12 protein-coding genes, 1 tRNA gene and 1 pseudogene are annotated in these 13,170 nt (G+C 58.8%); 2 read left to right on the top strand and 12 right to left on the bottom strand.

The window, feature by feature from the left end; translation table 11 throughout:
* A pseudogene (locus tag ACTQYB_RS06285) lies at positions 1 to 268 on the top strand (hypothetical protein); the annotation flags it as partial.
* A gap of 201 nt (positions 269 to 469) precedes the next feature.
* The gene (locus tag ACTQYB_RS06280) at positions 470 to 1,480 is read left to right on the top strand and encodes a hypothetical protein (RefSeq protein WP_441482162.1); all 1,011 of its coding nucleotides are present in this window, start codon (positions 470 to 472) and stop codon (positions 1,478 to 1,480) included.
* A 356-nt stretch (positions 1,481 to 1,836) separates the two neighbouring features.
* Here the strand turns inward: ACTQYB_RS06280 and ACTQYB_RS06275 are convergent, their stop codons facing one another.
* The 12 genes from ACTQYB_RS06275 to ACTQYB_RS06220 all read right to left on the bottom strand — a co-directional run bounded on the left by ACTQYB_RS06275 (position 1,837) and on the right by ACTQYB_RS06220 (position 13,160).
* Positions 1,837 to 2,034 carry a hypothetical protein gene (locus ACTQYB_RS06275; RefSeq protein ID WP_441482161.1) on the bottom strand — a complete coding sequence of 66 codons (198 nt, stop codon included), beginning with the start codon at positions 2,032 to 2,034 and terminating at the stop codon, positions 1,837 to 1,839.
* Complete coding sequence (locus ACTQYB_RS06270) at positions 2,024 to 2,179, bottom strand: hypothetical protein (RefSeq protein ID WP_412170727.1); 156 nt, start codon at positions 2,177 to 2,179, stop codon at positions 2,024 to 2,026. The genes ACTQYB_RS06275 and ACTQYB_RS06270 overlap by 11 nt, the downstream gene beginning before the upstream one ends.
* A 261-nt stretch (positions 2,180 to 2,440) precedes the next feature.
* The gene (locus tag ACTQYB_RS06265; protein ID WP_441482160.1) at positions 2,441 to 3,523 is read right to left on the bottom strand and encodes a hypothetical protein; all 1,083 of its coding nucleotides are present in this window, start codon (positions 3,521 to 3,523) and stop codon (positions 2,441 to 2,443) included.
* Positions 3,507 to 4,778: an SWIM zinc finger family protein gene (locus ACTQYB_RS06260; RefSeq protein WP_441482159.1), complete on the bottom strand. Its 1,272-nt coding sequence runs from the start codon at positions 4,776 to 4,778 to the stop codon at positions 3,507 to 3,509. Before ACTQYB_RS06260 ends, ACTQYB_RS06265 begins: the two co-directional genes overlap by 17 nt.
* Before the next feature lie 1,013 nt (positions 4,779 to 5,791).
* Positions 5,792 to 5,864: transfer RNA gene (locus ACTQYB_RS06255), tRNA-Asn, on the bottom strand.
* Positions 5,865 to 6,132: 268 nt separating this feature from the next.
* Positions 6,133 to 7,176 carry a tRNA (adenosine(37)-N6)-threonylcarbamoyltransferase complex transferase subunit TsaD gene (gene tsaD, locus ACTQYB_RS06250; protein ID WP_441482158.1) on the bottom strand — a complete coding sequence of 348 codons (1,044 nt, stop codon included), beginning with the start codon at positions 7,174 to 7,176 and terminating at the stop codon, positions 6,133 to 6,135.
* 94 nt (positions 7,177 to 7,270) lie between these two features.
* Positions 7,271 to 7,825: a ribosomal protein S18-alanine N-acetyltransferase gene (gene rimI / locus ACTQYB_RS06245; protein ID WP_033507450.1), complete on the bottom strand. Its 555-nt coding sequence runs from the start codon at positions 7,823 to 7,825 to the stop codon at positions 7,271 to 7,273.
* A 43-nt stretch (positions 7,826 to 7,868) separates the two neighbouring features.
* Positions 7,869 to 8,750 carry a tRNA (adenosine(37)-N6)-threonylcarbamoyltransferase complex dimerization subunit type 1 TsaB gene (tsaB, locus tag ACTQYB_RS06240; RefSeq protein WP_441482157.1) on the bottom strand — a complete coding sequence of 294 codons (882 nt, stop codon included), beginning with the start codon at positions 8,748 to 8,750 and terminating at the stop codon, positions 7,869 to 7,871.
* A 105-nt stretch (positions 8,751 to 8,855) separates the two neighbouring features.
* The gene (gene tsaE, locus ACTQYB_RS06235; protein WP_044098754.1) at positions 8,856 to 9,407 is read right to left on the bottom strand and encodes a tRNA (adenosine(37)-N6)-threonylcarbamoyltransferase complex ATPase subunit type 1 TsaE; all 552 of its coding nucleotides are present in this window, start codon (positions 9,405 to 9,407) and stop codon (positions 8,856 to 8,858) included.
* A 170-nt stretch (positions 9,408 to 9,577) separates the two neighbouring features.
* The gene (gene holA / locus ACTQYB_RS06230; RefSeq protein ID WP_441482156.1) at positions 9,578 to 10,561 is read right to left on the bottom strand and encodes a DNA polymerase III subunit delta; all 984 of its coding nucleotides are present in this window, start codon (positions 10,559 to 10,561) and stop codon (positions 9,578 to 9,580) included.
* Positions 10,562 to 10,626: 65 nt separating this feature from the next.
* Positions 10,627 to 12,510 (bottom strand): ComEC/Rec2 family competence protein, encoded by a 1,884-nt coding sequence (locus ACTQYB_RS06225; protein ID WP_441482155.1) that lies wholly within the window; start codon positions 12,508 to 12,510, stop codon positions 10,627 to 10,629.
* Positions 12,507 to 13,160, bottom strand: coding sequence for a ComEA family DNA-binding protein (locus ACTQYB_RS06220; protein WP_441482154.1), 654 nt, complete (start codon positions 13,158 to 13,160; stop codon positions 12,507 to 12,509). Before ACTQYB_RS06220 ends, ACTQYB_RS06225 begins: the two co-directional genes overlap by 4 nt.
* Between the last annotated feature and the right edge of the window lie 10 nt (positions 13,161 to 13,170).

The following is a 13,170-nucleotide window of genomic DNA, read 5'->3' as shown; positions in this document are numbered from 1 at the left end:
CACCAACACCACCCACGCAAACCAACCACCCAACCACCACCCAACAAACCCTACAAAACACAAGCAAACACCGGCGTGTCGAAAACACCACACACCACACACAAAACAACAACAAAAATCCTCTCATCATCCCGACACGCCGATATCTTCGAGTATTCTATTTGCATTTATCGCACTGTGCCAGATCTGTTCCTCCCATGGGTCCCTGATTTTGGATAAGCTGTTCTTCATCGTCGGACGGATATCCGCCCGCGACCATATGGAATGATCCATACACGATAATGGCCAGGGGGAATATATGCTTTGCAACACATGTAAGTTCTCAATTGATCATCCAACATCGTCCTGCCCGCGATGCGGTTCGCCGACAACCATCGGTGATGTTGGGCAGCAGCAATCCATACCCGGACGTTTATCAGCACTACTCACCACGACTCGGGCACGGTTGCACCAACTGTTCAGGAACAAGATGATGATTATCATGGTTGTTCTCGCAGTAGTAGCTGCTGCTGGTTACGGATGCTACACAGTATTGTCTCGCACGATTTTCAGCCCAAACACCCTTGTCAATGAATACCTTGCAGCAATCGCCTCTGGTAACTATCAGCGTGCTACACAACTCGCAGAGCCCAGGCTTCAAGCAAACAAGCGAGCGATGCTCACCGACAAGGTTGGGCGGGCTGAATCCTCGAGAATCTCCGAGCCTCGCGTCGTTTCGATTCGCCCACGTTCCGACGAGACATTGGCTGTAGATATCTCATATGAATTGAACGGGGAAACCTGCAGTGACGAAATTATACTTGCCCCGGATGGTTCACGATATATGGTCTTCGACAATTGGAAAATCATCAGGCCGCTACTCAAGCAGGTCTCTTTTAGTGCGCCCAAAGGACAGGACGACTATCTTGTCAACGACGTGAAGCTTAACGCGGAACAAGCTGAAACCACAGGGCATGTCGTTGATGACAGGACGCTGACTTTTACTGCTTATCCGGGAACGTATGTCGTCAAAGCCGATGTCGGGCGGTATTTCAATACGAGTACAGTGACCATTCGTACAAACGAGAACACCCTGTTGTTTGACAGGGAGATTGACGTGGAGCCCAATGCGGATTTGGAAGCCGCAATCTCAAAGGAGATGCGAAGCGCATTGAATGAATGCGCGACCATGAAGACGCTGAGGAGCGAAGCATGTCCTTTCGGTTTCACACCGATCTATTGGTCAGGTGAAGATCCCGCCATCAGCAACATCAGCTGGTCGATGGATTTCTATCCGACAATCGACAATGTCAGCATAGATGGGACTTACAGCACCAGATATGACGGAAGGGTGAAACGCACGTTCGAGGCACCGGATGACTTCAACAAGGAAATACGCAGAATGTGGACAGGGTACGAGACTTTCTCGGTCGAGGGGAAATATGCAGTTGATGGGGACAGAGTAGTGGTCGAGATGAACACCTATGGATCATACTTCTGAAAAACCGTAACATGGCATAATACATTTCGGTGTTGAAGTAGGGGGCAATGCAATACAGTGCGTATGAAGTTCGGCAGTCTGACCGGCTTGAAAGCCACCATGGTGTTCGTAAGGTGTTCGTATGTTCGGACAGCCCGAAAGCCGGTCACGACCGAACCCACCTGTCGTGACAAGATAGGTTCACTGATTCTACCCAAGCAGGGCTCATAATCATGGCGTCCATCATTGACAAGCGGCAACAACTGCGAGGGTGTTCTAGTTCCACAGTTTGTTGAGCGCACAGTGTCACTGGCACAAACATGCGAAGAGTCAAGAGTCACCGATGTGCTTCAACCCATACACCGGTGATTGTAAACTCAGTCGCCGTGCCGTTGCCCCCTGCCGGTGACAACGATAATCACCAGTGCAGAGAGACCAAGCAGGATGCCAGGGGTCATGCCCTTGGCGAACGCACCGAAATTGCCGCCAATCAGAAGGCCGATATAACCGACGACCCCGAAGACGATGCCGATGACACCGAAGATGAGCAGCGCCCTGCGCAGGTTAGTATTCATGATGAATATCCTTCCCCGTGCAGGCATCATCGGACTCTCTTTCAGCGAGCACAATGGCTTTGGCGCTGCCCGTCACAGAAAACGACACAACACGATGGCCTTGCGCGGCAAGTTCATTCGCAGCGTGCTCGATCGCTGCAGCCATATCGCTGGCTTTCGGATGATACCCAATTCCAACAGTCTTATACGTGAGCAGTCCTCCTGCCGGCAGGCTAAGGCATGAAAACCTACCCGTCGCGAACAGGAGATGGCAACAAGTTGAACATCAAAGAAACACTACGAGAGAGGGGAAGCTGGATAACAGTGCGGGCGGAATACCAGTTGAGACAACAAACAGGCCTGCATGTCAGCAAGCAGCATACTGTATTATTGTATTACATCACAGCAATACAGCAGTGCGGGCTTGTCACCTGCTGTCCCGCCCCCATGAAACGTCGTCATCATGCTCCTCGAACGCATTATCCAGCATCATTTGCAGTTGCGGGCGGCGTGGGTACATCATCCGTAACCGCTCTCGCTCCTGTACCGCACGGTCCCAAGCGCCAAAACGTATGCACTGCCTGAAGATGCGCTGAATCTTCGCCCGGTTCTTCTCGGTATCCTCATGGAGCAGATCGCCATCGGCGTCCTGCAACGGATGCATCAGCATCGAGACCACCGCATCGCGCTGAGATAGCGCCGCAACCGGCGCAAGCGTACTGAACAAAGAGTCCCAATTCTCGACACTATCGCTCAGGAAAATCGGCTCGCACCCACCGACGGGAGGCTTCCGCCGACGAAGATAATGCCACGCGGCATCACCCAGCTGCTCCTGCACCAGCAACTGTTCGTATGCGACACTGCGATTGTCATACCCGATGAATACCTTGTTGTCGAATTCTTCGAACAGTTCGACAATGTAATCGCGAGTTTGCGGCCATTCATCGCCGGCGAGGTCCTTCGCCATGGCAAGGTAGCGGTGCGCGGGAACGATATCGGACACAATCGCGTACACTGCGATTCTGAGCAAGCCTTCATTGTCATCGAAATGCTCATACGCAGCCTCCAATACGTCAAACACTCCTCCGGGCAGGCCGCGCCTGGCAATCTCACCCGGGCTTGGAGGGACAGTATTTTCTGCGGTATTGCCAACCTTGCCATCACCGGCAACGCCGCCACCGGTACCCTTGCGATAATCATTCTCGCCAGCGCAAAGCATCGAGTCCAGATCCTGCCGAAAACGCGCATGCCCTGGCACGCCTGGATTTCGCTGCAGCCCATCATGTACGCGCTCAGCTGCGTAGCGCAACGCGGTGGTGACATCCTTCATCCCAAAGTAGCGTTCAAGAATATCTCTGACCGTTTCCCACTGGGGGTCGGTAAGCAGATCCTGCTGGAGAAAACGGTACCCGAACCGGTAGCTCATCGTCGCAGCAAGCAACGATTCCATAGTTCCGTTTGGCCGCTCCTCGATGAAATTCTCATCATGGAAGTCATTGTTCTTGCTCATTGCTCTCCTCATTCCCGCCGTCAGAGTCATCGGTATCTTCATCTGTTGTTTCCGGCTCTTGCTCGCTCTCCGCGACGCCGTAGTACGGTAGCAACCGCGTATGCAACCATTCGCGCTGCGGAAACATGCAAACAATCTGAGTAGCCAATTCATGGGCCAGCTCCTCACCGAACACCGTTTCAATCCTGCTGATCCACGCCGCCACATAACGCACTGAGGTATCGTTATTCACTCGGTAGAACTCCGAATCAGGTTGCAGCAGCATCGTGCACACCCGGTCCTTCCACCGTTCCGGATCGGTTTGCGCCACCAGATCAAGCAGATTCAGCAATACCCGGGGATTCGCATTGTGCCGGCAATATATTGCGGCAGCTTGCGGCAAATGCTCTTCCCGTAGCAATCGTTCATATGCCGGATTGTTTCCGCCATAGGAAATCTCCAGCGAATGCCGGGATGCGAAATCAACGATGGCATCTCGGTCCTCCTGCCAATGCTCCCCCGAGACCTGGCGAAGCCGTTGCACGTACACCGCTTCGGGCAGGGTGCGGGCCATGAGGATGTACCTGCTGTACATGTGCCGCAGTCCCTCGCGATCACCAAGACGCTCATATGCGGCTTCAAGGAAAGTGAACCAACCGTGAGGCAGCTGTGCAACATCTGTGGGGTGGAACAGCGGAACCAGCAACCGTATGTTTGCATTCGTCTGATTGCTCCTCTGGGCAGAAGTCGATGACCGTTTGGTGTATGAATCGTTCGCGCGAATCAACGACACCAAGTGCAACTGTGAATCAGGCAATCCCAAAGCGGTTTCCAGCACGCGGCGAACCGCTTTCCAATCCTGCTCGTCCAACGCATCAACGGCTTTCCAGCCATTCGCGCCCGGAAACTGATCATTCCAATACCAACGAATTGCCTCCGAAGCGTCGTTCGGGAGAGCGGCATCTGCCAGCCGCTCATCTTGCTGGTCCGCAATCGTCAGGAGCACTGCACCCACATGCTTGCAATACGAGTGTTTCTGGCCGTAGGGGCATGTGCACGCGGCCGACATAACCGCACCACCGTGAATGCGGATATCGACATCATAGAATCCGAGCGAGCCCGCCACCTGCGCATGCCACAAATCGGCGTCATCCGTGGATTGTCTGATATCGGTGACCATGCCGGCATCACGGTACCCATACGCACGGTCGAGAATCCGCTGGTCAAACAGCGACGAAAAATCCATGAGTTTGCACGTGTGCTGGCCGTTCCCCATCTCCGCCTCCATCGATGACGCTAGCGTTGCGCGTTGCTGAGTATTGTAGCGGGAGTATTGGATGCGGGTTGTGCGAAGACGATGACGGGAATCTGTCATGCGAGAGATCGACAGGTATTCGCTGAGGAAATACACGTATTGTTGAGTTCAATCGAGACACGCTTATGCCACATAGGCGTAGCGAAGTCGAAATGCAGGCATGCCAGGCGTGATTGACCGTCGCGCGTCCCGGACTGAATCGTTAACACGCATGGCTGTGGTATTGGAGATGCGTATCTCGCGTATCTGTAGTACCTCCCCGACCGCATCTTCGCTATTTGTGTTCATGTATGTTCAACATCGCAGGTACTCGCCGCAGAATATCAATAACCCTACTTCGGATATCAGGTGTTGACGAACACAGATACGCAAGATGGTTTCCAGCAGGTACTACAGATAACGCAGATAGCTACGCACCAACGCGCAACAGGGTGACACCCGCCCTCCTCCCCCACCCAAAAGGAAAGGAAACCACAATACGTTGGGAACAGGATGGGGAAGAACGGCCATGACCGGCTCGGGCGCCAACGCTGGATGTGCCCGGGTTGCAGGACGACAGGCACGACACGCGACCTTCCCGGACGACACCGTGTCCTCGCATACGAATGGGCATGCTACATGAAAAGCGCCAAGCCGGAACCCGGCACCTCAATCGAATGGACTGACCTGCACATGCCCGTCTTCAACACCTGAACGTGAAGTCTAAAGCAATAACTTTGGCTCCTATATGCCGCGTCGGCAGAAGGTGTGACGCACGGTTTGCGAGCTACAGGAGCACCGGCATTGGAACACTTGTTGGCCTATACGCCCACAAAGAACGAAGTCTAAAGCACCACGTTTTTCCTATACGCCCAATGAACAATACGGGTGCATACCTCCCCAGACTTTGCTGGACGACACGCTGACGGAGCAGTCACGGAAGGTACATGAGGGTGATACGGAAACAGCCCCCGGTGACCCGGGGGCTGATGGAGCTCCTGCGGCTGGGCTTGAACCAGCGACCGTCCGATTAACAGTCGGATGCTCTGCCAACTGAGCTACGCAGGAATATCTGCTTTCGCTTTGTCCGTGGGATTAACTCCCGCGCACAATTGATATATACTACACGTGTCGAGCGGATATGCAAATCGGGCTGGCATTCGGCGTGTCGCAAGTCATTGCAATCATTCGGACTCAATCAGACACCGTCCGCTGACCGTTCTCACTGCATCGTGCACGCGTAGTCGTGACTAGAGCAAGACCTCGCGTGCACGCCCGCAGCCCGTCGGCACTGTCGGCCTCGTCGCCCCGGCAGCATCCTCACCCGCTCACCCGCTCACACGCTGATCGTCGTCAGCGGCATGGCCGAGTCGATCGGGAAATCCGGGTCGGACGGCTTGACTCCAGCCTCGACCAGATTCACACCAAGCATCGCGACCATCGCCCCGTTGTCTGTGCACAGCTTGATCTGCGGGATACGAACCTCCACCCCGCAACGCTCTCCTTCTTCAAGCAGCTTGGCTCGCAGCTGGGAGTTCGCCGAAAAACCACCGCCGACGATCAACGTCTTCGACCCGTATTGTTCGCATCCGTGCATTGCCTTTCGAGCCAACACGCTCGCCACGGAATCCGCCAACGACGCGCACACGTCATCCACCGGGATGGCACGTCCTTCGGCCTGCTGCTCCTCGATCCACCGGGCGACAGCGGTTTTCACACCGGAGAAGCTGAAATCGTACGGATGCTCCCGTCCGGCCTTACCTTGCGTCAACCCTTGGGGCACGCGGATGGCATGTGGATTGCCCTGCTGCGCGTGCCGGTCGATATGCGGGCCACCCGGATACGGGAATCCCAGCAGGCGCGCAACCTTGTCGAAGCACTCCCCCGCCGCATCATCGAGCGTGGTGCCAACGACATCAATATGCCGCGCGACATCCTCGACATGCAGCAGTGACGTATGCCCGCCGGAAACAATCAGCGCGAGCGTGTCCGGCGGAAACGCGCCAAATTGCAGCTGCGTGACCGCAATATGCCCGATGACATGATTGATACCGTAAATCGGCTTGTGCGCCGCCCATGCAAGCGCTTTGGCTCCGGAAACCCCGACGGCGAGGCAGCCTGCCAGCCCAGGGCCTGCGGACACGGCAACCGCATCGACGTCGGAAAGCTCAAGCCCGGCATCCGCGAGCGCCTGCTGAACGCACGGGACGAAGGCTTCGGCATGAGCGCGTGAGGCGATTTCGGGGATGACACCACCGTAGCGCGCATGCTCGTTCATGGATGAGGAGACGACGTTGGAAAGCAGAGTGTTGCCCCGAACGATGGCTGCGGCGGTTTCGTCGCAGGTTGATTCAATGCCGAGAATGGTTGGCTGGTTCATGGTTGATTCCTTTGGATGCTGATCATATGCGTTGCACTGCGTGCCGTTCACGCTTGCTGTTTTTTCGTGCTGTTCGTACGTTTCTCCAGGCGTCTCACGGGTCATGTCGCATGCCGTCCGTCGCGTCATCACTGGGAAGCGCAAATCCGGCGATATGCGGCGTCAAATCGAGCGCCATGGTGTAGGCGTCGACGTTGTCCGGCTGATAGTAGTGTTTGCGCCTGCCGAGCGTGGTGAACCCTTGATGCCGGTACAGCGCCAGTGCGGGTTCATTGTCGACGCGCACTTCGAGCAGGATGCGACGGGCACCTTGCGTTCGCGCGCGGCCGATCAGCCCGCCCAGCAACCGTGTGGCGATGCCCTGGCCTTGGTATGGGCGGGCCACGCCTATGGTCATGATTTCAGCGTCGTCACCGTCGTACCAGTAGCCGGCATATCCGCGGATTGGCAGGGTTCCGGGCTGTGCCGTCGTCGAATGGTCGATGGCGGAATCAGAAACGATATCAATCAGGTACGTGCGCGCGGGTGCGTCGAGTTCTTGGCGAATCATGGTGCTTGTCCACGATCCGCGCCCGAACAGGTCGCGTTCGAGCACGGCGAGCGTGGCGATCAGCGGTTCGCGTTCGAGTGTGGTGTAGTCGACAATCATGGCTGTCGGTCCGTATGTCTTGTATCCCAGTTCAGCTACGTGGTCAACGGCTGTCGGCTGCGGTTGCGGCGCCGTGGTTGAGCACGTGTTTGAGCGGATTGGGGATGGACACGTCGGGCCGGCGCAGATACAGGGGTTCTGCGCTTGCCGGGGTCGCTCCCGCGTTGAGCTGGGTCATGGCCAGTTCAGCGAAGGCCCGCAATCCTGGTTCGCCTTGTTCCGGCAGGGATGCATCGAGGACGGTACCCGGGTGTTCAAGCTGGTTCCAAGCTTGGCTGTAGCGTTGGACACCATGTCCGATGACGTCGACGATGATGTCAATCTGTCTGCCGCGCCCGTCGGCCTCTCGCAGCTGTTGGACGACGGCGTTCACCCGTTGCACGATATTGTCCGGGTAGTCGATATCCATGCCGATCAACGTGGCGATACGACCGCGTTCTTCCACGGGTTGCGAGGTGCGCAACGCGTCGAGGTAGGCCTGCGCATCGACGAGCTGGAAGTACAGTTGGCGGCGCCTGGCATCGTTGACGGCAAGAATGAGCCTGTGCGGCTCGTCTGGATCGGGGTCGTCATCTTGCGCCTGTTTGCCGGTGATGGATGTGAGGCTGCCGTCTTCCTTGCGCAGGAGGCCGAGTAGCGTCTGCGCGTCGAGAATGTTCTGCCCGATCAGCTGGGCACCGGTCGCAAAAGCGAGTGCTTTGGCGGTGACGATTCCCGCCCTGAGCCCGGTAAACGGCCCCGGACCGGTGCCTACGATGATGCGGCTGATGTCCTGCGGCTGGATGTTCGCCTGCTCGCAGGCGTGGCTGATATTGACTTGGAGGCGTTCGACATGGGTTCGTGAGTCGGTTTCGATGATGGGCTCGTGCCCGACGAGCCCCACCGTCGAACCATATGATGTGTCGATGACCAGCGTATGCGTCATGGTGCCTCCTGCGTGTTTGCGGATCCTCAGTTACTTTACTCTTGTCGCGCGGGTGATGCTCGGGCGTTGAAGCTTGCAGTGCCCGGGCAAGGACGTGAGCGGCGCTTACCGGAGGTCGGCTATGGCGTCAATCCGTCGCCGCCATGGTTGACCGACGGGGATGAGTTCGACGGTTCTGATGCCGTCGCTAGTCAGTTCCGGCGTGGCGCTTTCCGCTCCCCTGCCAGTGTGCGGGGCGGCTGGCAAAGGCCTGCCGATGTGGATGTCGAGCCGTTCGTCGGCGAGCGCGGCAGCCATTTGCTCGCCCCATTCCATGAGGATCACGGTGTTGTCGCTCGGGTTGTCGAGTTCTTCGTCAAGGCCGATGGATTCTAGCTCGTCAAGCAGCCGGTCCACGCTGTCTTGTCCCGGCGCGTACGCGTTTCCACCCAGCCGGTAGGCGTCGACATGGATGAGGGTTGCCGGCGTACCGTCGGCAAATCGGCCGTGCAGTTCGCGTGCGATGGTGAACGTGGGCGACACGACGGGCTCGTCGGCGTGCAGTCCGGCGCCAATGCCTTGGGCGAGCGTGGTTTTCCCGGCTCCCAGCGGCCCGGACAGGAGCAGGACGTCACCGCCGTGCAGCATGCTGCCGATGCGGATGCCGAGCGCGCGCATCGCGTCGGCGGTGGGAACTTCGACGCTCAGCGTCGTGCCGGTCTCGCTGTGGGCTGTGTTAGCGCCGCCCACGTTGGTATGGGTTGTACCGGTATAACTTACGTTTGGATTGATGGTGTGTGTCATGGCGTGTTCTCGATGTCTGGTTGTTCAGTGTGTCCGGTTCTTGTTCAGGCCGCCGGCCTGCCTTTGCGGGCGATGAGCTGGATGGCTTGTTCGAGCGCGTATACGGGGTCGCCGCCGTTGGTTTTGCTTTGTTCGTCGGCCCACGCGAGCTGTTGGATGCATGCGGACAGCCCTGCGGAGGTCCAACCGGTCAGCTGGCGCATGGTGTTGCGCATGACCCATGGGTTGGTTTTCGCTTCAGCCACGGAAATGGTGCCCGCTCGCACGGCTGATGCCTTGGCGATGGTGCGCAGTTTCAGGGCGAGCGCGCCGATGAGCGCGATCGGGTCGGTGCCCTGTTGGACAGCCGATCGCATGGCGATGATGGCTTGTGTGGTGTTGCCCGCCATGGCAGTGTCGGCGACGGTGAAGCCGGTGACCTGCGGATTGGCGGTCAAGTACTGGTTCACACGATCAAACCCGATGGGGTCATCGTCGAAATCGAAGCACAATTGTTCGCACATGGCGGCGAGCTCGCCAGTACGCTCTCCAAGGACCGCGACAAGTTGCTGCGCGGCCGCAGGCTCAATCCGCCGGTGCCGTTGTTCGAACTGCGAGGTGACGAACTGGACTTTAGCCTTCGGGTTTTTCAGGTCGGCTGGCTTGTCGACACGCGCTCCGGCGCGAGTGAGCTCCTCGAGCAGCCGTTTGCCTTTGGGGCCGCCTTCATGCTGGGCGATGACAATGCTTGCCTGCCTGGGGTCGGCGACTGCCTGCTTACAGTAGGCGACCATGCTGTCGCCGAGCTGTTCGTCGGCGTTCTGCATATTGGTGACGGTCACGATGGATACAGGCGACAGCAAGGAAGGGCTGACGGCTTCGTCGAAGGCGTAACGGTCTGCCGTAGAGGCATCGAGCTCCACGGTTTCGGCGTCGGGCCGCGCGGCTGAGGCCTGTCGACGCATATCGCGTACGGCTTCCTCGTTGAGGTAGGAATCCCCGCCACAGACAATGCAGAACGGCGGGAAAGTGTGTTTCGTGGCTGCCATGGTTCCAATCTCGCTGTATCGGTGGACATCTTCGGGTGCGTGAGGTATCGGGATGCGACAAGTCATCAATCGTGCCGGTGCCATTGGTCGTCGATCATACCGCGTGTTTCGGCAAGCCATACCCCAATCTTCCCGCATGCCCGCCATGGGCGTCCCGCCGGAGTGCAACCCGCACGGCTGTTGCCCGCAATCGGCGGGTGCGGCCGTCGTTCGCCTCCAGCGGTCACGAAGGTGCGGCGCGCTTCCCGCTCGTGTTGCTCTCGACTCGTTCGCCCGAGCCCATAGCGGATTGCACGGTCGCCTATGGCATGCGCACCCGAACGGATGATGCCGGGCAGCAACGCGATGACCGCTTGCACGGCGAGTGCCAGTAGCGCCCCCGGGATGCCGGACGGCCATGCCAACGCCGTCCATGTCGGGGCCGCGCACACACGGGCGGTCCACGCCATGATGGCGGTGCCGCAACTAGCCAGCCATGCGGCCGCGAACGCCAAAGCCGGCACGAAAGGCGCAAGTATCAGCGCAATCAGCCCGGTGATGGTGGCCCAGCTGACAAACGGCGCCACCATGAGGTTGGCGAGGACGGACAGCAGCGGAATCTGCGGTTCCATAAGAATTTGTATGGGCAAGGTGAATATCTGCGCGGACAGGGTCGTTGCGACCGCTTGACTTGCCGCGTGGGGCAGTCGGCGATCCAATCGCCGTTGCAACGGCAGGGTGCACAGGGTGATGCCGAGCACCGCCGCACTGGAGAGCGCATACCCGTAGCTTGCGGATTTTCCCGGAGCGAGCGTCAGCACCATAATCGTAGTCCATGCGAGCGCGCTGGCGGTCTGCGGCGGACGGCCGAGAAGCATGCCGATGGCACTGAACGTTCCCATGATCTGGGCGCGCAGCACGGAATCTGACGGGTACACGAGGATGGCGAGCCCCTGATAGGCTGCGATAACACCAATTGCGGCAACAGGGCGCGGCAGGCGGATGGCAGCGCCCAGCCATTGGGCCAGTTGGGCGACGAGAATGAAATGTCCGCCGGACACGGCCATCAGGTGCATGATGCCACTCGTGCGGAATTCCTGTTCGACCCGTGCCGCATACGTGGTGTCCGGCTGTTCCAAGGCGCCCGGACCGATGTAATCCTGTCCGAGCAAGCCGCAAGTCAATCCCGGCACGAGAATCCGGCCTTGATCCGACAGTCCCGCGGTCACGGCGGCGAAGCTGTGGCGCATCCGATTGGCAAGAGAGCGGGCAGGTTGCGGCGCGCGCGTAATCCCGGTGTGCTTAAGGTCATCCACCCACAGCGGTCGACTGCCGAATGCGGCTGGGCTCACGCTTGCCTGTGTGCGAATCTGCATGCCGTGGTCGAGGCTGATACAGGTGTCGCCATTGGCAAACAGCCGTGCGCTCGCATGCGAGGGTGTCACGCGCGCAGTTTCATGCACACCGATGATGGTGACATCCGCCTGGCAATCAGCCCCGCGTCTCGATGATGCGGTCATCGGCGTGTCGATACGCATATCAAGCGTGGATAGTCGCGACGCTGACGTCTGTTGGGCTACACGCATGGCTGGATCACGTTGTTGCGTCCGCTGGTGGGCACTTGAGACCAGTATTCCTGCCCCGCCCGCCGTAAGGACCATGACCAGCAGCACGATGCCTGCGCCTGTGGGAACCGTGCCCCGCCATGCTGTGCGGATAATGCAGGCAAGACTACGGCGGGCATATATCATCGCTGCGAGCAATGCGAGGCTGACAGGAAAAATCACAAGAAAAGCGTGCATCATGGACGCCGTCCATACCCGGGCACCCGGGGAGGCGCCAGCAACGGGGTTGGCACGGTTGCAGACTGCCGAGGCGGCGAGCTCCCCCGCCCACATGGCAATGGCGACAGGCAGCAGTCTCAGATCGCGGCGGCCATCGAGCCGCACTCCGGTTGACGTCCGGCTCATCGGACGACCGCCTGGGCTCGCAGTTTTTCGAGGGTTTTCGCCCCGATGCCGCTGACGTTGAGCAGATCGTCGACGCTGGAGAACCGGCCATGCTCATTCCTGTAGTCGATGATGCGTTGCGCGGTGACCGGACCGACGCCGTTCAAGGTTTGCAGCTGTGCGGCATCCGCAGTGTTGATGTCGATACGCCCGTCATCCGTTGCAGCCGGTGTCGGCGCAGGCGCGTCGGACTGTTGTACGGCACCGGATCGTCCGCTCTGCCCGTCTTCCCCTGCTTGCGACTGCCCGCCGGCGACTGTGCCGGCATCTGGTGTCGCATCGTTCGGGGATGCGAAGGCCGATCCCGTGGTAGGGGCGACGGATGCATGGGTTGCGGCATCGTGCCCGTCAAGCCGTGCAAGATTGACGGATTGCCGGATCAGGAGCCCCAAACTGGCGCATAACGCGCCAATGAGTATGAGCATGATGATGGCGGCCTGACCGGGGGTGCAGGTCAGTCGCGGGCGACGTTTCCCCGGCGTGTCTTGGCATGCCACGGCCGCATCTGTGCTTCTCACGCCGGCGAGCACGGCGAGACTGGTATGCCCCGTGCCGGTTGCCGGTTCGGCTGATTCGCCGGCAGGCGCCAGACCTGTCTCAGATGCGGCCACTGAGGCAGTG

Origin of the sequence: Bifidobacterium sp. LCP19S3_E9 (assembly GCF_052121135.1) — a bacterium.
GTDB lineage: Bacteria > Actinomycetota > Actinomycetes > Actinomycetales > Bifidobacteriaceae > Bifidobacterium > Bifidobacterium thermacidophilum.
This window is presented reverse-complemented; position numbering and strand designations above follow the sequence as displayed.